This window comes from Stenotrophomonas sp. SAU14A_NAIMI4_8 (assembly GCF_003086695.1).
In the GTDB taxonomy this organism is placed as follows: Bacteria; Pseudomonadota; Gammaproteobacteria; order Xanthomonadales; family Xanthomonadaceae; genus Stenotrophomonas.
Window position 1 is genome coordinate 2585921 of sequence record NZ_CP025999.1, and the last position, 21647, is coordinate 2607567.

The 21647-nt window shown below is 62.8% G+C and carries 20 protein-coding genes; 2 read left to right on the forward strand and 18 right to left on the reverse strand.

Features of this window, described 5'->3' with window-relative positions; all coding sequences use genetic code 11:
• Positions 1-84 precede the first annotated feature (84 nt).
• Together C1930_RS11935 and C1930_RS11940 are read left to right on the forward strand one after the other, a co-directional pair.
• A complete protein-coding gene (locus C1930_RS11935) occupies positions 85-738 on the forward strand; it encodes a hypothetical protein (RefSeq protein WP_108753390.1) in 654 nt (217 codons plus the stop codon).
• Entirely contained in the window at positions 735-2045 is a 1311-nt protein-coding gene (locus tag C1930_RS11940; protein ID WP_108756469.1) for an XVIPCD domain-containing protein, read from the forward strand. Before C1930_RS11935 ends, C1930_RS11940 begins: the two co-directional genes overlap by 4 nt.
• A gap of 69 nt (positions 2046-2114) precedes the next feature.
• Here C1930_RS11940 and C1930_RS11945 read toward each other — a convergent pair whose 3' ends face one another.
• The 18 genes from C1930_RS11945 to C1930_RS12045 form a co-directional block, all read right to left on the reverse strand.
• Positions 2115-2966 carry a hypothetical protein gene (locus tag C1930_RS11945; RefSeq protein ID WP_234412654.1) on the reverse strand — a complete coding sequence of 284 codons (852 nt, stop codon included), beginning with the start codon at positions 2964-2966 and terminating at the stop codon, positions 2115-2117.
• A 563-nt stretch (positions 2967-3529) separates the two neighbouring features.
• Positions 3530-4537 carry an XVIPCD domain-containing protein gene (locus C1930_RS11950; RefSeq protein ID WP_108756470.1) on the reverse strand — a complete coding sequence of 336 codons (1008 nt, stop codon included), beginning with the start codon at positions 4535-4537 and terminating at the stop codon, positions 3530-3532.
• Positions 4538-4594: 57 nt separating this feature from the next.
• A complete protein-coding gene (locus C1930_RS11955; protein ID WP_108749931.1) occupies positions 4595-5131 on the reverse strand; it encodes a hypothetical protein in 537 nt (178 codons plus the stop codon).
• Between the two features lie 349 nt (positions 5132-5480).
• A complete protein-coding gene (locus C1930_RS11960; protein ID WP_108756472.1) occupies positions 5481-6497 on the reverse strand; it encodes a hypothetical protein in 1017 nt (338 codons plus the stop codon).
• A 188-nt stretch (positions 6498-6685) separates the two neighbouring features.
• Positions 6686-7225, reverse strand: coding sequence for a DUF4189 domain-containing protein (locus C1930_RS11965; protein ID WP_108756473.1), 540 nt, complete (start codon positions 7223-7225; stop codon positions 6686-6688).
• A gap of 224 nt (positions 7226-7449) precedes the next feature.
• Complete coding sequence (locus tag C1930_RS11970) at positions 7450-7992, reverse strand: DUF4189 domain-containing protein (RefSeq protein WP_108757744.1); 543 nt, start codon at positions 7990-7992, stop codon at positions 7450-7452.
• A gap of 397 nt (positions 7993-8389) precedes the next feature.
• The gene (locus C1930_RS11975; RefSeq protein WP_108772591.1) at positions 8390-8932 is read right to left on the reverse strand and encodes a DUF4189 domain-containing protein; all 543 of its coding nucleotides are present in this window, start codon (positions 8930-8932) and stop codon (positions 8390-8392) included.
• 403 nt (positions 8933-9335) lie between these two features.
• Positions 9336-9491, reverse strand: a complete 156-nt coding sequence (locus C1930_RS20550; protein ID WP_234412655.1) for a hypothetical protein — start codon at positions 9489-9491, stop codon at positions 9336-9338.
• A 1558-nt stretch (positions 9492-11049) separates the two neighbouring features.
• Complete coding sequence (locus tag C1930_RS12000; protein WP_108756477.1) at positions 11050-12165, reverse strand: type IV secretion system protein; 1116 nt, start codon at positions 12163-12165, stop codon at positions 11050-11052.
• 95 nt (positions 12166-12260) lie between these two features.
• On the reverse strand, positions 12261-13109 hold the full coding sequence (locus C1930_RS12005) for a hypothetical protein (protein WP_108771838.1): 849 nt from the start codon (positions 13107-13109) through the stop codon (positions 12261-12263).
• Positions 13106-15553 carry a VirB4 family type IV secretion/conjugal transfer ATPase gene (locus tag C1930_RS12010; RefSeq protein WP_108756479.1) on the reverse strand — a complete coding sequence of 816 codons (2448 nt, stop codon included), beginning with the start codon at positions 15551-15553 and terminating at the stop codon, positions 13106-13108. The genes C1930_RS12005 and C1930_RS12010 overlap by 4 nt, the downstream gene beginning before the upstream one ends.
• Positions 15554-15634: 81 nt before the next feature.
• Positions 15635-15943, reverse strand: coding sequence for a VirB3 family type IV secretion system protein (locus tag C1930_RS12015; protein WP_108756480.1), 309 nt, complete (start codon positions 15941-15943; stop codon positions 15635-15637).
• The gene (locus C1930_RS12020) at positions 15936-16346 is read right to left on the reverse strand and encodes a TrbC/VirB2 family protein (protein WP_108756481.1); all 411 of its coding nucleotides are present in this window, start codon (positions 16344-16346) and stop codon (positions 15936-15938) included. Before C1930_RS12020 ends, C1930_RS12015 begins: the two co-directional genes overlap by 8 nt.
• Before the next feature lie 73 nt (positions 16347-16419).
• Entirely contained in the window at positions 16420-17388 is a 969-nt protein-coding gene (locus C1930_RS12025; RefSeq protein WP_108756482.1) for a lytic transglycosylase domain-containing protein, read from the reverse strand.
• A 3-nt stretch (positions 17389-17391) separates the two neighbouring features.
• Positions 17392-18435: a P-type DNA transfer ATPase VirB11 gene (gene virB11, locus C1930_RS12030; RefSeq protein WP_108756483.1), complete on the reverse strand. Its 1044-nt coding sequence runs from the start codon at positions 18433-18435 to the stop codon at positions 17392-17394.
• A 14-nt stretch (positions 18436-18449) separates the two neighbouring features.
• Positions 18450-19724, reverse strand: coding sequence for a TrbI/VirB10 family protein (locus C1930_RS12035; protein WP_108756484.1), 1275 nt, complete (start codon positions 19722-19724; stop codon positions 18450-18452).
• Positions 19721-20500, reverse strand: a complete 780-nt coding sequence (locus C1930_RS12040) for a TrbG/VirB9 family P-type conjugative transfer protein (protein WP_108756485.1) — start codon at positions 20498-20500, stop codon at positions 19721-19723. The genes C1930_RS12035 and C1930_RS12040 overlap by 4 nt, the downstream gene beginning before the upstream one ends.
• 49 nt (positions 20501-20549) lie before the next feature.
• On the reverse strand, positions 20550-21629 hold the full coding sequence (locus C1930_RS12045; protein ID WP_108756486.1) for a type IV secretion system protein: 1080 nt from the start codon (positions 21627-21629) through the stop codon (positions 20550-20552).
• Positions 21630-21647: the final 18 nt, after the last annotated feature.

The following is a 21647-nucleotide window of genomic DNA, read 5'->3' on the forward strand; positions in this document are numbered from 1 at the left end:
GTTCGCGCGCACGGCTGTACATCTGCAGACGCTGCCTGCCGTGTTGCTGCACCGTCCCTGTCCCGCCCCACAGGCGGCCTGAGGATGCGCGGCCGCACATTTCCCTGCGTTGTTCTGTCGCTGCTGATCGCCTGCAGCCCGGAGGCTCTCATGTCACAGGAGTTTGATTCCGCCGCCGCCAACGTCGCCCAGGGAGGGCGCGGCCTGGCAAAGCTCAACCCCGCCCCCCGCAAGGCCTATGAACTGGTCCTGCGGTTGGCCAACCCACCCGGCGATTTCGCGGTGGTCGAAGGCGTGGCCCAGTACGATGTCACCAACGAAGACCAGTGCGGCTACATCGAGCCGGAAACCGGCACCCCCGCGCGCATCACCAGCCAGGAGCCGGTGACCCTGCGCAAGGTGGCCGACAACGAGTATCGCGGCACGGTGTACCTGGACCGCATGCTGGACGAGGACTACTACGGCCGCGGCGTCTGCACCTGGTCGTTCAGCGGTGCCGGCGCCATGCTCAAGGCCACCGGCGCCGACGGCGAAACCCGTTTCCTGTCCTTCCTAGGCGCCGATCCGTTCATGGGCGGGCGCACCGAAACCCGCCACTACCCGCGCGGCGACTACCCACGCGTGGATGACATGCCCGACTACGGCGCCAGCGGCCAGCAGGACCCCAACCGCTTCCGCGCCGAGCTGCGCGACGCCCTGTTCTCGGCCACCCTGAGCGCGCACGAGGTCAGCCCATGACCGTGACCAGCCAGGACTACGCCGCGCTGGCCAGCGATGCCTACCGCGACGAACGGGTCGGCCGCCACGATCCAGCGCAGGAGCAGCCGGTCATCCTCAATGGCCACGCCTACCGCGTGCTGGAACACGCCAACAACCGCCTCAACGGCTACCAGGGCACCATCTATCAGCGCGTGGATACCCACGAGATCGTGGTCGCCCACCGTGGCACCGAACAGATCGGCCGCGACGGCATCCTGACCGACGGTGGCATGGTGCTGGCCCGGCGCAACCTGCAGGCCAACGACGCACTGGAACTGACCCGCCACGCCCTGGCCTATGCGCAGAAGGAAGGCCGCGACCTGGGCCAGACCCCGGAAGTAAGCGTGACCGGGCATTCGCTGGGCGGCACGCTGGCGCAGATTTCGGCCCATCACTTCGATCTGAAGGGCGAAACCTTCAACGCCTACGGCGCGGTCAGCCTGACCTACCGCATTCCCGAAGGCGGCCACAACGTGCTCAACCACGTGATGGCGGCCGACCCGGTCAGTGCGGCCTCGCAGCACTTCGGTGACGTGCGCATGTACGCCACGCAGAAGGAGATCGACACGCTGGGCAGCTGGGGCTTCAGCAACAGCCGCTTCCGCGCGCTCATTCCCGACAGTGCGCTGGGCGCGGCCGCCTCATCGCTGGGCTCGCACAAGCTCAGTAACTTCCTCGGCGACGATTCGGTCTTGAACACCGCGGGCACGCAGGAGCTTGCCCGCGACAACAGCCGGATGATCGGCGAGTACCGCAACGAAGTGGAGCGCGTGCGCCGTGGCATCACCATTGGTGCGCGTGGCATCACCGGCAATCTGTACGACATCTACGACCACAGCCGCGGCCCGCTGCAGCCGGGCGAACCGGCACGGCGGGAAGGCCCGGTGGCGCCGTTGCCGGGTATCACCGAACGTGACCATGCCGGCAATCCACTGTTCAACGATGCCCTGCGCGGCGTTCACGCCCTGGACGCACGTGCCGGGCGCACGCCCGATGCGATGAGTATGCAGCTGGCAGGTTCACTGGCAGCGGAAATGCACGCCGCCGGCGGCCAGCGCATCGACGAGGTGGTGATGAGCGGCGATGCCGCGCGCAGCTTTGCGGTGCAGGGCCAGAGTGGTGATCCCGGCCATCTGCGGGTATCGGTGGATACCGCAGTGGCCACCCACACGCCGCTGGAACAGAGCACCCAGCGCATCGAGCAGCAGACCGCGCAGCGCCAGAGCCAGGAACGCGACCCGCAGCAGGAGCTGCTGCAGAGCCAGGCACGCGCCCTGCCCTCCTGACGGGCGACGGCTTGCGCAAACGGGGGCCGGACCTGCCGGCTCCCGTTCGTGCAGCACGCAATAGCGCCGTTACGGGCTGGAGATCGCCGCGGTGCTGTCGCCGGCCGCGTTGTCGGCCGTCACGTAGACATCCGGGCCCGAATCCGGGAAGCCACCACAGGCGCGATCGCCGGGCGCGACCGGATCACAGGGCCATTGCCTGCGCGCCACGCGCTCGCGCAGTTCGAAGTTCTGCCCGTTCCAGACCACGAAGGCCAGGTGTTCGCGATTCCAGTCGCTGAATGCGTGCGGGCCGGTCTTCTGCGGCGATTCCGGATACTGCACGTACCAGCGCAGCGCCGGACCGTACTGCAGCTTGCTGTGGTCCAGCAGCACCCGGCCTTCGCGCGCCTGCTGGCGGGCGCGGTCGGCCTCGGTGATCGACGGTGCCGACGGCATCACCTTGGCGGTGACGTCCTGGGCCACGCCATCGGCCCCCATCTGGTACACCCGCTGGCTGACGTAGGCCTGCTGGCAGGCACCGGCCGGCACGCGCACCGGATCGGGACGGGCGTCGGTCGGCAACGCCCGGTCGGCGCACTCGAACGGTGCCTGCACCAGATAGGTGGTGACCGCCGGATCGGCGCCTTCGAACGAACGCACCCAGATATCGCCCAGGCGGGCGATGAAATCCGGCCGCTGGCCGAAGCCAGCAACCGCCTTGAACCACACGCGCTGGCGCACCTCGCGTTCGCGCCAGGCGCGCGGCAGCAGGATGTCCTGTTCCGGCACGGCCACCAGCAATGCGGCCAGATGCGCGGGCGGCGTGCCCTGGCAGGCGCCGATCATCAGATCGCCCTGCGGCGCCAGGCGCCCGGCCAGATCGACCGGGCAACGCGCGCCGAGCTGGCGTTCGGTAGCCTGGTCCGGTGGCAGCGGCACTACGGCCAGTGCAGGTGGTGCTGGTGGCGCGGGTGGCGTGACGGGTGCCGGCGGAGCGGCGGGAGCGGCAGGCGCCCCGGCTACCGGCGCGGCAGGTGCTGCGGGTGCGGGTGCGGGTGCGGGTGCGGGTGCAGCTTCAGGCGCAGGCGCCGGAGCCGGAGCCGGAGCCGGAGCAGCTTCAGCCGCCACCGGTGCGGCCGGCGCTACCGCTGCCGCAGGTTCCGCTGCCGGTTCGGTAGCCGGAGCAGGCGCCGGTGCCTGTGCCGCCTCGGCCACGGGCGCCGGAGCCGGTACGGCCTCAGCCGCCACTGCCGATGCGACTGCCGGTGCAACGTCTTCCGCAGCCGCAGGCGCGTCCTGTGCCTGGGCCAGCGTGGCGGTCAGTGCCAGCGACAGCGCCCACAACGGCGCCAGGCGCACGCCGCAGCGCGGGCGATGCGCGGCAGCACGCCGCGCGGGTGATTCACGATTCTGCATGTTGTGTCCCTACAAGGAAGTTCCATGAAGGCGCCCGCAGGCGCCCAACCCATGCGATCCCACGCCTGTGCCCAGGCGGACCGCGCTTACAGCGTTCGCGAGCGCTGCTGTTCCTGCTCGCGGTTGATCGAAGCCGACTGTTCCTGCCGTGCAGTGGCATCGGCCGCCAGTTGCCGGCTGCTTTCTTCCAGCGGTTGCTGGGTGGCCTGCACGCGTTCCACCGCACAGCGCTGCATGGCCGGGTCGCCCATGTTGCCCTGCACTGCAAACAGCATGCGCCCGTCCGCGCCAGCGACCACGTGGTCAATCTGTTGCAGCCCGGCCTTGTGCGCGCCTGCCGCCAGCGCGGCGGCCGCGTTGTCCAGTTCCTGCGGCGTGCGCAGGCCACTGCCCGGCCCAAGCTGCTGCAACCCGTTGCGCGCGCCCAGGAACAGGCCATGGCCGACGTGGCTGGGATCGGTCATATCGCGCGCCACCGCGGCGCGTTCGCCCACCTCGCCACGCCCCAGGCGCTCCATCACGTCGGGGGTCAGCTTCTGCTGCCAGCCATCGAAGCGCCGCAGCCGATCCTCCACCCCGTTCATCGCACCATTGATGGCATAGGTTGCCTCGCGCACATCCTCGCGCGCCTGCTCCGGTACGTGCTGCTGCCACTGCCAGACCGCGATGCGACCAGCGTGTTCGGGCTGCGCGGCCAGCTCGGGGTGGTTCAACAGATCCAGATCCAGCGCCTGGCCGGCGCGCGCGTAAGCGTCCTTTCCGGTCAGCGGCAGATAGCCGCGCCCGTGGTAGGTCAGCGCATCGCCTGGCGCATCGTTGCCCAGCCGGCCGCCGTACATCAGCTCGGCCAGCGCCTCCGGGCGCCCACGCAGGGCCTCCTGGCGCGCCGACTCCAGCGCGTCGTTGCCGTTGCGCCACGCCGCTTCCACCGGAATCTGCGAGATGCCCCGGGTGTAGTTGAAGCTCTCGTTCAGACGCGACAGGCCGCGCGACTCGTGCCCCGCCTGGGCCATGAAATTGGCCAGCTCGCGTGGCGAATCGATGCCTGCCGCAGTCGCCTGCCGCAGCAGTTGCGACTCCCTATCCCTCGACACGGTGCCACTCCTGGGTAGTCATCAGCGCGGGTTCCTTCCCGCCAGTTGAAGCCTGGCTCATGGAAGCGTCACCTCTGCGACGCTGGCCGGATCAAAATCCTCGAATCGCACCCGGCCGATTTCGGCCGCCGAGAATTCACGGATGTTGGTCGCCTCGGTTTCGATGTCCACCACCTTGCGGCGCACGGTATCGACCCAGCAGTCCCGCTCCGCCGAGGCATAGCGGAACGTGTAGGTGCTGCTCCAGCGCTGCCGGCTGCCGCCGTTGGTGATCACGCTGAACGTGTCTTCCTCAACCATTGCATACGCAAAAGGGTCGCCGGCCAGGCCACCCCGGGTCGAACACGGCACCAGCTTGTCGTTGCGCGCAGCCAGCTGCCAGCGGCCGCCGCCGTCACCGCGCAGCAACAGCAATACCCGGTTGGGACCATGCTGGCCGGCCACCAGGCCTTCCGGCGCGGGCTGGTCGATCACCAGCAGCTGATACTGCACACCGTCGCCGTTGCACACGCCCCTGACGGCTTCCAGCAGGTTCGCGCCAGACGGAACGAATGCCAGGGCATTGTCCATGTGCGCGCCACTCCGGTTCTCCATCCCCTCCCACTCCTTCAATGTCATGCCGCCGGTGCCCACCCGCTCCGCGGGCACGGACGCCAGGTCCACCTGCACCGGGCTGTCCGTCGAAACGGATCATAGCCCCGGCACCGTCGCCGCGGCGATGGTGGCAAGCGTCACCCTGGGACGGGACAGACAGAGTCCTCATGGACGGGAAAGCTCCTGCATGCGGTGCACCGACGCGTCATGTTTCTGACGCAAAGCGAGCTTACCGCGAGGGCATTCGTTACGTCGAAGGGGTAAGCGCTGAAAGAGCGGTTTCAGTCACAAAAAAAGTGTGACTTTCACGAAGGGGGTGCGCTGTAGGCGACACCCGCCTCTTCTGCACTCAGCGTACCTGTTGGGTGCAGGCGGCGCCCTGGGTGGCGTAATCGCGGATATACCCATCCACCGAGAACACGGTGATATCACAGCGGTTGTTCACGTCGCTGATCACATGACCATAGACGTTCAAGCCCTGGATGCGTGCGCCACGATGCAGATACAAGGTACGCGAGCCATTGGGACCTTCCTCGACACGATCCGGCGTACCCCAGTTGCGCACGAACTCATGCTCGGTCTTACCGACCCACATCTCCATCAGGCTATTGCGCCCAACCCGGTTGGCCGACCGCTGGAAATCGTCAACGACCCGTTCGCTCTGGCTGTAACCCTTGGCCAGATTCGACTCCAGATTGCTTATCGATTTGTCCAGTTCAGCATCGGTGGTCTGGTAGGTGAACGCAGGGCGCGTACCATCCTTCCACAGGTGCGCCCAGATGAAGTTGACCGGGGACTGGCCAACATCACCGATCGGTAGGAAACCGCGCTGCATCATCGCTTCGGGGAGCTTCGCCGCGTTCGGATCAGGCCCCACCAGACAGACAAAACGAACCATCTGTACCTGCCACGGCTCGGTTGCCTCTGTCCTCAGATCCAGCTGCTCTGGAGGTATATCCTGCAGGGGACGGTCGCGCCATTGCACGATGCTGTCCTTCATGGCCACCGTGTTCCGCCGACAGTTCACCGTATAACGACCCATGACACGATTGGGCTTCTGACCATTCTCGAACACGCGGTTGACACCGATGTCGTACACCGGGTCCGGGCCAACTGTGACTTCGCCGGGCTTGGGTGGCTTACGACGCAGCAGAACCTTGTTGTACGCCTTCGTCTCTTCCGGTGTTGCTGTGGCCAGGAATGCCATCAGATCGGATTTGTCACTCAATTGCTGGGCATCCACTACCCAGGCCTCCCGATTGGGCTTCTCGCCACTGGCAAAGATCACCCAGCTGTCGGTAGCCGAGGCGTTGGTCGCCACGGTCATCCCTGCGGCGACAAGCAACAGACGAAGGGGGTTCGGCATGATCGTTCCTTGATGATTCCCGAAGCAGACAATACGAGGCCTTGACCAGGATTGCATGCGTGATCGGGTTGGACATTCGTTCCGATGGGAAAGCGCATCCGCGGTGCATTTGGCTACGCGGGCCCGTTCTCAATTGACAAGCCGGCCGCGCTGAATGCGACAGCTACGGCACGGTGACACAATGTTGATCAGAACGCCTCGAAGATCGGCTTCGTGCAATTCGCATAGACCTCTTCACACGGCCCCGGGCCGTCGTTCCTGCACTGCGTCTGGGCGGCCCGTCGAGCGAGTTCGGGGTTTGGACCTCCGCCCACACCTCCCCTGCCCCTACCAGTGCGACCTTTGGGAACGAGCCAGGACACACACTGATTGTAGTAACTCATGGTGACCGTGCAGTCTTTGGCACCCGCGGTTGCACACCGCGAAACGGCCAACGCCTCAGCCTCGCCCTTCGTTCGTTTCCCATCGGAAACGCCTGCGTCATCTGACGTCGCTGATTCTGCGATGGATCCCCACGTCTTTATCCAATGCCCGGTTGGAGAGTTGGCGGGGACTTCGGTCTGGCCACTAGTGCCCGACGTTCCACTTGGAATAGGCGCACAGCCCTGCACGCCTTGCCCGCCAATGGGGTAGTAGCCTGGAGGGCAGCTTCCGCCTTCTGCCGACGCGGTGCCGACGCTTCCGATGAGGAGCAGGATCAAACCCGCAACCACTGCCTTTATCCACATCAACACAATTACCTCGCACAGTTGGCACTGACAAAATGCTGTACCTGCATCCTCAATTCGGTTGCACTATCTACCAGAACACCAAGCGCTATGACCGAAGACGTCTTGGTCCGACCCGAGATGCCGGACCCACGTCTTACCAGGTTCCCAGCTCCGTCCAGCTAGTTTCCACGCACCCACCGCCCCCGTCAGGCTCGAAAAGTGGCAGACCAATTACGACAGTATCAGAACTCTTCGAAGATCGGCTTCGTACAGTTCGCGTAGATCTGCTCACAGGGACCCGGACCGTCGTTCTTGCAGTGCGCCTGCGCTGAAAATCGAGCAAGCTCCGGACTCGGCCCGCTCGCAATCGCTGCCTCCCCCCGGCCAGTGCGACCCTTGGGAATTAGCCACGATACGCATTGATTGAAGTAACTCATGGTGATCTTGCAGACGCCGCCACCGCCAGTGGTGCACTTCGACAACGCTACCTTCTCCGCTTCATCCTTTGTTCGCTTGCCATCGGAAACACCAACATCATCTGAGGTAGTGGACGAAGCAATGGATCCCCAAGTCTTTATCCAATGCCCGGTCGGAGAATTTGCCGGAACTTCGGACTGGCCGCCACTTCCTGAAGAACCACCCGGAATTGGCGCACAACCCTGCGCTCCTTGCCCGCCAATCGGATAATAGCCTTGAGGACAGCTTCCACCTTCTGCAGATGCAGTGCTGGCGCTCCCAAGGAAGAGCGATACCACAACCGCCAGCACCACCGATATCTGCTTCATCACCATCACCTCACGACGTCTGCACGGGAGAAAGGCGTTGCTGCGCTCCTGTCGACCGAGCGGCAATCGTAGTTGTCATGCGCGCTGCCGTGGCGACATGGGACAACAAAGCACACACACGCTCGCGATACACCTTTACAAGGCACTCCAGGATCAGGCAAATCAACGTGCAGCCTCTTGGTCTGATTTGCGATACCGGTCCTGCCCCGAACAGAACAGCTGTATCCAGAGGGTAGCCCAGAAGCTCCAGCGTGATCCAATGCCAATGAAGGACCTACGGTCAACCAGCTACTCGCTCGCCCAAAGCGGGTTCATCAGCACTGAGCGTGCATCGAGTGGATATCAATCCGTCTTCGGCCAACTCAAGCGCGAAATGCTTATGCTTATCAAGGCGACATCAAAACTCTTCAAAAATTGGCTTCGTGCAGTTCGCGTAAATCTCCTCACAGGGACCCGGGCCGTCGTTCTTGCAGTGCGCCTGCGCTGAGAATCGAGCATCTTCTGGCGTCGGCCCCCCACCTATCCCCGAAGCGCCCTGCCCGCTGCGCCAACGAGGAATCAACCAAGAGACGCACTGATTGTAGTAGCTCATGGTGATCTTACAGTTCTTGGCACCTGCACTCGCACACCGCGCAATAGCAGCCGCCTCGGCCTCAGCCTTCGTCCGCTTACCATCGGACACGCCAGCATCATCTGAAGTAGTGGACTCAGATATGGATCCCCACGTCTTTATCCATCGACCAGTCGGTGAATTGGCTGGGACCTCAGACTGAGACACCCCACCCGAGGCCCCGCCAGGAATAGGAGCGCAACCCTGAACCCCCTGCCCACCGATAGGGTAGTAGCCAGGAGGACAGCTTCCGCCCTCTGCAGACGCAGTGCCGACGCTTCCAAGGAACATTGAGCCAATACACGTCACCACGGCCAACATCCACTTCATCTCAATCACCTTGGGGATTTTCAATCAGCAAGCCGAAGTCATGCGGTGTTAGTGTTTGCGTTTCCACGCATGCCCGACTGCCCCTGCTGCAAATCAGTACCTGCGTGAATTCGAGGAGCTAAGCCCTCACCACCAAAACTTGGTCGAGCACCACTATTGGCCGGCGCTTCAGGCCTATAACCCTGCCCACCGCTGGAGCCCGGAGGCTGACCGTTCGGGCCTTGCGATACAGGCACCGGGCTGCCGCCTATCTGGGAATATGCCATGAAGCTGCCCAGCGTGCCCTGGAAATCGGCGTGGTGCAATTCGCGTAGATCTGCTCACAGGGACCCGGACCGTCGTTCTTTCAGTGCGCCTGCGCTGAAAATCGACCATCTTCTGGCGTCGCCCCCCGCCCTGTTCCCTAAGCGCCCTGCCCACTGCGCCCACGAGGAATCACCCAAGAGACGCACTGAATGTAGTAGCTCATGGTGATCTTACGGTTCTTGGCACCTACGCTCGCACACCGCGCAGCAGCCGCCGCCTCGGCCTGAGCCTTCGTTCGCTTACCATCAGACACACCAGCATCATCTGAAGTAGTGGATTCCGATATGGATCCCAACGTTTTTATCCAATGCCCGGTCGGAGAGTTGGCGGGACTTCAGTCTGGCCGCTACTACCCGAAGATCCACCTGGAAAGGCGCACAACCCCGTACGCCCTCTCCTCCTGTGGGATACATGCCGGATGGACAGTCACCCTCAGCCTGAACTGGATTCATGCCGTACATGCTCAGGCAGATCAGGGCGGCGGACACGCGCAACACGCGCCCCCCCCCCCTTCACGGCTGTGGTGCCGGAACGAGCCGAACATGCAGTCAGTAAGCGCGGAACTCCGCGAAACTGCATGCGGAGTAGGCAATCTCACAAACCTGTCCATTCCTCAATCGCGAACAACTGGAAACCGCGTTGGCACGGGCCTTCGCTTCAGACGGCGCGCGCGCGATTACCGCCTGACCCACCGGCGAGCCTCCCTTCACGTTCATCGGGTCCGCAATTGCGACACACTGATTGTAATAGGTCATTCGCACAGCACACTCCTTGCCCCCCAACCGAACGCACTCTGCCAAAGCCATGCGTTTGGCCTCTGCTTCGGACCCGCGGGACCGTACGACACCTGTCACCAGCGTCGCGCCGAGGCGATCAGCGCTGTCATCCGCGATGGCCCCCCAGCGATCTTCCCACACGCCAGGGGTTGCGCGAGGCTGGCTCTGCGCCTGCGGCACTGCTCGGCCGGGGATCGGTGCGCAGCCTTGGACACCCTACCCCCCGATGGGATAGAACCCAGCCGGGCAATTGCCCTCGGCAAGAGCCACTGAGGACAACGTCATGAGGGCCACCAACAGATTCAAACTGAAACGCGTTCCCACATGCCCTCCGGAATCGATCCTACCGACATCACCTCGCACGTTTGTTCGCGCCCCGCGGAGTTGATCAAGTACAAATTCCGCCATGGGAACACGAAACTGAGCTAACCGCCGGCATTACTAATGTCACGCGCACCAGCCTGCCCCCGAACGAGCGGGACCACCATCAATAGCGCTTGAAGAAAGGCTCACTACAAGCCGAATAAATCGATCTGCATTGAGATCCTCCTTTGTTTCGGCAGTTCTGCAGGGCAGACTGAGTCGCTTCCTTTACGGTCGCAGCGCTGACGTAGTTTGTTCCAGTTGAAGCCAGTTCTGAAACAACTGCCGCCACGCACTGATTCTGATAGACGAACTCAACCTTGCATGGACCGCCAGCCCTCTTCTCACAGTTCTCAATCGCCCTGCTCCGCGCTGTGCGTTCGCTGAACGCACCGACTGCAGCGCCGCCCTCCTTTCCCTCAATTGCACCGGCCAGAGCTCCCCACGTCTTGACCCATTCTCCTGTCAGTCGCTCGGACGCCGGCGCGGAAGGAGACGCACTCGTCCCTGAAGGCTGCTGTGCACCAGGGATCGGCGCACAGCCTCTCACGCCCTGTCCGCCAATGGGATACATCCCCGGAGGGCATCCGCCTTCCGCCCGCACCACTGGAGCGGCAAAGAACCCAAACATTACCAGTGCAAAACAGATCAAACGATGTGACATAGCAGACCTCACCCCCTATCGTTGTTAGCGACACCTCGCTGCCCCGTGCCAGTAGTTGAGTCACTACCGAAACCGGAACGCTGCCCGCTGGAATCGTTCATTCTCTGCCCGGTATCGTGCGCAATGGGAGTGGGCGCGATTGCAGTCCCGCCGCTACCTGACCCATGCGAACCCGGCGGCTGCCCATTCGGGCCCGGCGATGCAGGTACGGCACTCCCGCCTATCTGCGAATATGCCATGAAGCTACCCAGGGTGCCCTGGAAGAACATCGCCGCCATTGGGGGCGCAGTCAGGATCAGCGTCGTGAGAATAAGCCCCATGCCGCCCTGCTGCAGCGCCATGCTGGACATGCCCTCGGTGAAATTCTCGCCCATCAGGGCACCGGCTAGCGTGCTCCCCCAAAACGCGAAGGCAACCTTGGCAACCATCTTCATTGCAATGGCCGTCATTGCGGCAAGTACCGCCATTGAGAACATCGTGCCTATGCCATACAGCAACCATTTCTGGAACAGCTGCTTGGTCTGTTCAAATAGCAGGCACAAGATGAACAGCGGACCGAGGCCAATGAAGAGGGCCAGCGCTACTTCGTAGAGCAGCAACATCGAGCCTGCAGTCACGGCAGGACCACCGGTACCCATGCCGATAAACCACATGGTCCGCGTTTTCGCATTGTCCAGAGTGACATCACCCACGACGTCCAGCGTATCCACAGACGCCAGTGCAAGCTGCATGTAGCCAAGGTTCCGGTCAATGAGGTCTTCCGGCGATTCGTCCTCACCCGTAATCACATGAGTGATTTCGTTCTTTACGTCCTTGTTGAGGAAGCTGTGAAGATTGCTACCAAACATGGCCATCGTCGTGGCGACCGATACGATAAGCGCTGCCTTGGCCATGTTGGTTACAAGCACCATCATGGAATCCCGGCTCTGGCCGGTGGCTATGCGATAGCCCTGAATGAGAACCCACAGAGTCATCAATGTCAGCGCCATGGCGCCGACCCACTTCATCACGCGTCCCAGCAGATCAACGCCAAACTCAGCGATCTCCTTATGCAGGTAGTCGAGGATCAGCCTGAAGAACATGAAGTCGCCAATGGACGACGTCACGTGAAGGTTCTGCAACATATCCAGTGCATTCAAGCCAAATGCACCACCGACCATCCCTAGACTCATGACATCACCTGATTAAAGAACGCAGCATTGGCCAACCGGCGTCTGCATTAGAGGGACAACGCCGCCTTGAGTGCAGCGGTCTTGACGACGGTTCCCAACGGCGATCGTGTCCCCTTGAGCGCGCGCTCAGTCAGGAACTCCTGTTGGCGCTCCAGGGCCGAGATCTGCCGGTCATACATCTTGATGCGCGTTTCCCATGCGGTGAAGTCCGCCTGCATGTACGAGTCGGACAGTTGGGCATTGGTCATGGTTTCCGTCATTCCGCCTTCCTTGGACGTCAGCTCGCGAATGCTCTTGATCTTGTCAAGGACGCCGCGAATCTCCGGAAGCGTATCCTGGACGACACTGATGGTTTCGTTGTATTTCTTGTTCTGGATGAGCTGGATCGCCGCGCAGATCTCCTTCTGCTGCTGTGCGATATCACCCTTGGGATTGAGCTTCATCGCCGAAAGCAGATCACCGATCCCACCGATCACGCCCAAGCCACAGCGTTCGGAAACATTCCAGTCATCCGGAACAGGCGTCAACGTGATGCCCGAGGGCATGTTCGGAGCGGCGATGATCTGCTGGAACTGGGCCAGCTTCTGCAGCCAGTTCTGCGTTGTGTCATAGAAGCGCTTGTACTGCTCGCCGTACTCGATAAAGGCCTCAGCCTGACTGGTCAGGGTATTGACCTCGGTCATCGTGCCGTTGAACAGCTGCATGCCGATCTCGACTACCGGAAGCGTGTAGGCCTGGACAGGCGCCACCAGCATCGCCGTCAGGCTTGCACCCATCAGCGAGGTACGGATGCGGGAGGACAGGGACTTCTTCTTGAGAGCGCGAGGTGCGGTTTCCATGTTCTTCTCCATCGTAATCAAGGGGCTTGCTGCGTTCACGTCCGTTGCGACAGTCATGCTGCAACCTCCTTATTGTTGGATGCGGGCTTTCCAGAGCCCTTCCGGTTCTTGTAGAAATCTTCCAGCCACTGCTCCGGCGTCAGCTCATCGACCGTTACGCGGGCACGCACGGCAGCGCTCTGCAGCACACGGTGCATGACGTCGATGTTGTCGGTGGATGCAGAGATCACCGACAGGATGTCGTCCATGCCGCGCAGGTTGAGCTGGCACACGCTGGAAGCGTGGCCCTGCTTGACCAGGAAACAGCGTGAGCGCTCATCCAGCGCGGTGACGACACGGAACTCGGCCTCGGTCAGCTTCAGGCCGTCCATGTAGTCGCTCTTGCTGGCGTTCGGGTTCGGCAGCAGGATCAGCGTGGCGGTCTGTTCGATCAGGGCAGCGGAGATGTCGCTCTTCAGCGCGTCTTCCGGGCTCTGCGTGGCGAAGATGCCCAGCCCATTCTGCTTACGGATGGTCTTCTGCTTGTTCTTGGCGAACTCCTTCAGGCCACCCTCGCCGTCCAGGATCTTCCAGAATTCGTCCATCACGTAGATCAGCGGACGACCGTCGATCAGCGATTCCAGTCGGTGCAGCAGGTAGTTGATGACCGGCACGCGCACTTCGGGGTTGTCGATGATGTCGGTGTAGTCAAAGCCAATGATGTTGGCCTTGCTCAGGTCCACGGTATCAACGGGGTTGTCGAACACCCAGCCCAGCGAGTTGCCCGAGGTCCAGCGGCGCATGCGCGCGTACAGACCGTCGTCGCCCATGTTGGGCAGGCTCTTCTGGAAGTTGGTCATGCTGCGCAGGTGCATGGGCGTGTCCAGCATGCTTTCCACCGCGCGGTAGATGTCTTCCTCTTCGCGGGCGCTGTATTCGCGCTTGCCGGCCAGCACCTTGATCAGGTCGGCCAGGAACTGCACGTTGGCTTCGCTGTTTTCGCACTGGAACGGATTGAAGCCGGTCGGCGCGCCGTTCTCCAGGGCCAGGTAGTTGCCGCCACAGGCACGCACGAAGATCTCTGCGCCGCGGTCCTTGTCGAAGAAGAAGATCGTCGGCGACGGGTCGTACTTCTGCACCTGGCTGAGCAGGAAATTGATCAGCGCGGTCTTACCGGTACCGGACTTACCGATCACCATGGTGTTGGCGATGGCCTTTTCACCCAGCGAATTCTCGGAGGGATGGGTGGCGTGGAAGTTGAAGTAGTACGGCTGGCCGTTGGTGGTCTGCAGCGTGGTGACGCAGTCGCCCCACGGGTTGTTGTGCTGCTTGCCGGTGGCGAAGTTGTGCAACGGCGACAGGCCCAGGAAGTTCAGCGAGCTGACGTTGGCCAGCCGCGTGCGATAGCGCCAGTTGCCCGGCAGCTGCGAGTAGAACGACGAGGTGACGGCCAGGTCTTCCTTGGTCGATACGAACCCAGCGTTGGACAGCTCGGCGCGGGTGGTGGCCACGTTCTGCGAGAGCTTGGCCTGGCTGTCGCCGTAGACCGTCATCATGAAGTGGTACTCGCCCAGCACGAAATTGCCTGAGGAGAGCTGATCCATGGCCTGGTCCAGCTCCACGATCTGACTGACCGCCTTGTCACCGGACGAGATCATCATGCCCTTGGTGCGGTCCAGCACCTTCAGAGCATCCTGGCGCCCCATCGGGCTGAAGGAGTGGGTGATGACGTATTCGTAGTCCAGATACTTCAGACCGTTGAGGATGCCCGGGTAGGTTCCCTCGGCATACTCCTTGATGTTCAGGATGGCGCCGAAGTGATTGACGCCATTGGGCGTATTGATGACGAAGTCACCGGTCTTGGCCGAGAACATGTGCCGGCTGACCGGCAGGTAGTCCTTCACGGGAGCCGACAACACCGGCACCGGCTCATCAATGCGGTTGATGAGGTAACCAAACAGCTCCAGCGTTTCCGAGAACACCACGCCGTTCTTGGCCTCGTACATGCCCAAGCGGTAAGGCGCGTAGTCGCGGATCACCGCTTCAACGTTGCCCGCCAGTTCCAGCAGCTTCTCGACCGCCTGCTCCTGCTCGGCGCGCAGCTTTTCGATGTTGGCGGACTTTTCGACGAAGCGCTTTCCGGCCACGACCGGCCTGAAGATCATGGTCAGATACAGTTCGTTCTGCATGATGCGCTGCGACGACAGCATGCCCATGTACTGATCGGACACGTCCTGGTTGAACCGCTGCTTGTACTCGCTCTTGCCCTTCAGCGTGCGACGGCGACGGATGTCATGCACCCAGAAGGCGACGTTGACGAAATCCGGCGCGCGCAGGGTCTGCAGCAGCCGGTTGAAGGTGTTGTGCCGATGCTCGAGCTCCCATTCCTCACGGCCCACGAACGGCAAGCCTTCCAGATGCCAGGTCATGAGATAGTCGCCGCCCGTGGTCTTCACCACGTTCGGTGCCACATGTGATGACAACGGAATGAATTCGCTGATGGAGGTGTCTGGACTGAACATGCGACGGCTTCCAAAGGGGTACTGCAGAAGTGGTTTGAAGCTGCACCGGCCAGCCTGTCGGCCGGCCGGTGCATGTGGCCCTCAATCCTTGGGGGCCGGCTTGGTGCGGTAGTGATTCGGGTTGAACACCCACATCCCATCGTGTTCCTGCACATTGCGGGCGCGCAGCTTGAACAGCAGCCGCAGGCCCAGCAGCCGGAAGATCATCTCGTCACGCTTGGCCATCTGCCGCATGATGAAAATGGCCACCGGTATGGTGAGCAGGAACCAGAAATTGGTGTAGACGCTCAGCAACAGCAACCCGCCCGCCACCATGAAGAAAGGCAGGTAGGGCACGCCCAGAAACATGGCCGGGCGCGTGCAACCCCGAAACAGTACGTTCTTATGCACTGTAGTACTGGATGGCGTTCTGGATCAGGAAGGTGGTGCCGCCGCCCGAGTTGGAGCAGTTGCCATCGCTGCCGTCACCCAGCAGCATGCGCGCGATCTGGCTGGCAGCGCCGATCAGAACGCCACCGATCAGGATAGGCGCCACTTCAGAGATGCGCTTGTGAGCGAAGGCGATCTGGTAACCGGCAAAGATGACGGCGATGGTGACCACCGCGATCGAGGCCATGTTCAGCAGGCCGTTGATGTTGTCGAAGAAGCCACAGACCTTGGTGTCGGTGCCGCCGTAGTCGGGACCGCCGGCGAACACCTGCGGCGCGAACACGGCGCCGACGAAAAGGGTGGCCATCAGCAGCGACTTCAGCGTGCGCTGCGCCTGGACGAGGTCAATATTGGATCGCTTCATGGATTGATTTCCTTGTTGATGGACTAACAGAACTGAATCGACCAGCCGGGGGACTGGCCGCACCACGACTTCGTCAGAACACGAAGGCCGCATCCCCTGCGGGAATCTGTTGCACCGGCAGCTGCTGGGCCGGCGCGTTATAGACGTTTTCCTGGGCGGCGGTCGGCTGTTCGCGCTCGCCCCAGGGGCGCAGCATGACCGGCTGCTCGCCAGAGGCCGCCATTCCCGGCAGCTGTTGCGGCATTGCCTGCGGACCGGGGGCGCCGGCTGCCTGCGGCAGCTGCTGCGGATAAGCCTGCCCCTGCGCACCCTGTGCCGCAGCCTGTTGCGGCTGCATCATGCGGTCCACCGAGCCCAGCACCACGCGCGACAGCGCCTGATCGGCAAGGTTCAACGCACTGCTGCGCGCCATCGCGCCCGCCGACGGGTAGACCGTGTAGGCACGGGCCGGATCGTTGGACGGCACGTACACCGGCGCGTCGGCCTGGGCGACGATGCGCGACTGCACCGGCGACAGGGTCTGCGGATGGTGTTCAACCTTCACCGTACGACGCTCGCCGCGGCTGACCACATCGATCGGCAGTGCGCCATTGCTGGCCACCTGCTGCCCACGGCGCATCGAATCGTAGATCTTCTGCACGTAGCCATGGCGGAAGCCGGTGGTGAAATTACCCGAGTAGTAGCAGCTGAACGACTTGCCCCAGTCCTGGCCGGAACGCTTGTAGCATTCGGCCAGGATGCGCGAGCCCGCCTGCAGGTTGGCGCACTGTTGGAAGGCTTTTTCGTACGAATCCAGGCCGTACTTGGCCAGGTTGTAGCGGTTCACCTGGGCCAGGCCGACCGAGAAGTTGTAACCCTTCTCTTCCAGCATGCGCACGGTGGCCAGCGCTTCATCCAGCGCCTTGGGCTGGCGCACCAGCGCGCCGCCCACCACGCCGATGGCGAAGGGGTTGCGCGAGGATTCCACGTTGATGACGTGCTGCATGACGTCCATGGACACGGCCATTTCCGGGCATGCCATCATTTCCAGGCCTGGCAACATCGTTCAACCCTCCTGCCCCTGGGCGCGCCCAGGATTGAAATCAATGCCGGTGATGTAACGCGAACCGGCATGCGCCTTGATATGCACCACGATGTCGATGGTCATCATCAGCAGACGCTTGATGACCTCGAATTCCAGGCCAGAGCCCTCCGTGGAGGCCTTCACCATCAGCGCCAGCTGGTCCCAGGTCTGCTCCGGGCTGCCGGCATGGCAGCTAGTGATGGAACCGGGGTGACCGGACGCGCAGTTACGGATGAAGTAGAACGCTTCATCGCCACGCAGCTCGGCCAGGATGATGCGCTCGGGCTTCATGCGCAGGCAGGCTTCCATGCAGCTCTTGGCGGTGACGTTGCTGGCACTCTGGCCGCCCTTGGAGTACAGCAGGTGAACCACGTTGGGCTGGGTCAGGAACAGCTCGCGTGCGTCCTCGATGGTGACCAGGCGTTCGCTGTCTGGAATGTGGTTGACCAGTGCCTTCATGAAGGTGGTCTTGCCACTACCGGTGGCGCCGGACACCACGATGTTCTTGCGATACATCACCGCACGCCGGAAGAACTCGGCGTATTCGCGCGAATGCCGCAGCTCCAGCAGCTCGCGGTCCTGCTCGCTCAGGCTGCCGTCCTGCTCCAGGATCTGGTTGAAGAACCCGTCTTCGTGATACTGGGTGAGCGACTTGGTGTGCTTGGACGGCAGACGGATGGTGATGGACACCTTGCCGGCATCGCACGCAGGCGGGATCACGAACTGCGCACGCTGCCCGGTGGGGAACGTGAGCGAGACCACCGGATCGGCATCGGTGATGCGCTGGCCGGTGTTGCTCTCGTTCACCACCGCGGTGCAGAACTGCCGGGCCCGCTCGAAGGTCAGGCCCGGCACGTCCACGCGCTGCCACCCTGCCCGGGTTTCCAGGTACAACTCGCCCGGACGGTTGATGCAGATTTCCGTCACGTCGGGCGAGCTCATGTACTCCGCGATGCCCAGCACTTCGTACTGATAGCGCAGGAATTCGCTGGAAACAAGGGCGATGGGAGACACTTCGGCGTCCATGATCGTTCTATGAATTACCGGCGCGGGTTGAGCACGTTGGTGAAATCAACGTCTTTTGCGACGTAGACATTCACAACGGTGCCCTGGTTGATGGTGACCGTCGGCGGGCGACGACCTTCGCTGAGCGCTTCGTTGGCCAGGCGCTCCATGGTGCGGGCGGTCGCGCTCTCATACGGCGACTGCACGGCGAACCCGTTGCTGGCCACCGTGGTCGACTCCGGGCCGTGTTCGGCAGCGGCGTACTTGAACACGTCGGAGATCAGGCTGATCATCAGCGCGGACGCGATTCGGCTGCCCCAGTGCGCGCTGTACTGCCCCGGATGACCCGCCCCACCCAGACCGTCGATGCCCGGGCTGGACATGGCCACGTCGATGCCGTTCGGCGTGGTGACGCGATCCCAGATCACTTCCACACGCTTGCCAGCCGGACCGCCACCATAGGAACCGTAGATCTTCGAACCCTTCGGCAGCAGCAGGCTGCGACCATTGATGGAGTACACCGGCTCAGTCAGCAGGCACGAGGTGTAGCCGGCCAGGTCGGTGATGATGCGGGTTTCCAGCACACAGCGCAGGTAGGTACCGCGCACCAGCAAGGCATCCGGACTGTGGATGTAGGTTGCAGAAGATATGTCTTCCACGTCGGGGCCACGACGCACCTTCTGCGGCCCCTGCTGGTTGGGCATCATGTTGGCCAGCAATGCCTGTCGGGTCTGTTCGTCGATGGCCGAACGCTGCGACTGCGGGCCACCCGGGCGATTACCAGCGCCGACCGCTGCGTCATCAGCACCGGCAATGCGGCGCTCCAGAAGCGTCGGACCGCGCGGCTGCATCGGCTCAGGGCGAGCGGTGATCGGCACCAGCTGCGGACCCTCGTCGCGCGGCCTGTCCGGAAGCATCGGAATCGGCTCGGCGACCTGGGCCGGGGCGGCCTGCGGTGCAGCCGGCGCGACATTAGGCAGGTCTGGCGTGGAGACGCGTGCCACCTCACGGGGCTTGCTCTTCGTATCGGCGTCGTCGCTGCCCTTGCGGAACAGCAGGAAGCCCATCGCCACCAGCAGCACCACAATGCCGCCGAGGAACAACAGCGCCTTGCGATTCAGCCGCTGCTCTTCGGCCGAGCGCAGCTGTGGCGCACCCGCATCCAGGTCCGGCGAGGCGTTCTGGGTATTACCACCGAAGTAGGGATTGGACGGATTTTCCGACGCGCTGCCGGACACCGAGCCGTACGGGCTCTGGCCCTCTTCGCGTCCGGTGTTCGGATCGTTTCCGGGAGTGTTCTGCTGGCTCATTTCTTCACGTTCCTTCGCAGACCGACGACGTAATCGCCGTGGCGGATGACCAGGTACGGGTAGGTCCCGTGCACGATCAGCGTATTGCCCTCAACGGTGGTATTGACCACGAAGTCTTCACCGTATTCCTTCTCACGGCCAAACACGGCCGGGAAGATGCCGGTCTTGTATTCCGGCGAGTTCGGCAGCTTCAGGTAAGTGAAACGACCGTCGTCGTAGGCATTGACCGGAATCAGCCAGCCCATCTTCTTCGCCCGGCTGGTCGAGTACGAATAGTTGAAGTTGTACTGGCGATCCTTGGCCAGCTCCGTGCTCAGCAGCGGCTGGGCCTCCTCCTCCACTGCCGACTGGGCCACGCCGAATTCGGTATCGCTGGGATAGCTGAAGGCAATCTTGTACTGCACACCCGCCCTGCGTGCCTGCTCCAGCTGGCGCCAGTCGGTAGCCACCACCTTCAGTTCGAAGATGTACGAATGGGTTTCGGTGCGCACCATCATGTTGGTGTCCACGTCCACGTTCTTCGGCTTGATGTAGAACACGTTCTCGCGACGGGTCAGCTCCCAGCCATTGCTGAAGCCTGTGCTGTAGTCGAGGATCTTTTCGTTCGGGCTCAGCTCGATCTGGGTGGTCAGGCCCAGGCCGGTGCGAACCGGGTAGATGCGATCCTTTTCATACTCGTAATGGTCTACTGCCTGCGCCATCGCCGCGGTGGAAAACACCAGCGACAGCAACGACAGCAGCGCCAATGCGCCCCCCCTGACTTTTCGACTACTCATCGGTTGCTTGCTCCATCAGCATTTCCGGTGGAATGGTTCGTTACACGTTTCATCGGCCGCCCTGCATCGGTTGTGCCTGCGGCTGCGCCTGCATGGGCTGCTGGCCCGGGTAGGCGGGCGCGGGGGCCTGCTGTCCCTGCATGGGCTGCCCCTGCATCTGGGGCACACCCTGCATCGGCTGCCCCTGCATCTGCGGCGCACCCTGCACTGGCTGGCCCTGCATTGGCTGGCCCTGCATTGGCGGCACCTGGCCGTTGGCCGGCGCGGCCAGCGGCTGCCCGGTGGCCGGGTCGATCATGGTGGCTGCCGCGGGATTGTTCGGGTCGTAGATGCCCTGCGCCTGTTGGGCGGCCTGCTGCGCCTGCGCCTGCATGGCACTGTCGTCAGGCACCGGGACGCCGCGTGCGTAGTCGTTGTCGACCCGGTACTCGGTGACCTGGAAGGCCAGCGGGTTCAGCACACGATCCTGCTCGGACAGCGCCAGATTCTGGTTGTACTCGAAGCGCATCGTCACCAGCTGGTTATCCAGGTAACTGGTGGCGCCCGTACGCTTGTCCAGCAGACTGCGCTGGATACGCACGGAGGCACCACGGAAGCTGCCATTGGCCTGCTGCATGAGCGGGGTGATGCTGAGGATCTTGATGCGGATGGCCTTTTCGCGGCCATACATGAGGAACGGATTCTGCGGATTGTTCCCCGCATAGCGCTGCTTCATGCTCTGCGCCACCGGCCCGTTGGACATCACGAACACCAGTTCCCAGTCGCGCAGGCCCATGACCGCCGAGTCGAACGACTCACGTGCCAGCACGTACTGGGCCACGTTGCTGCGATTGACCGCTTCGTTGGACGTAATGGTCTCGCCCTGGAAGGTGCCCGTCAGCCGCGCCACCGTGGCCGTACCGGTGTAGGCATCGGCCATCACCAGGAACGGCACCTTCTCTTTCAGCGGCAGCATGTAGTAGTAGCCGCCCGCCAGCGCCAGCGACATCAGCAACGAGCCGGTGGCCACCCACCAGGCGCGGCGCTCGCTGCGTCGTGCCATGTCGGCCACGGTGATCTCGTAGCTGACCGCCTTGGCGACCGACTGCTCGACCTTCTGGCTGTTGCCTGCATCCTTCTTGCGGAACATGGATTCTTCCGTACTGCT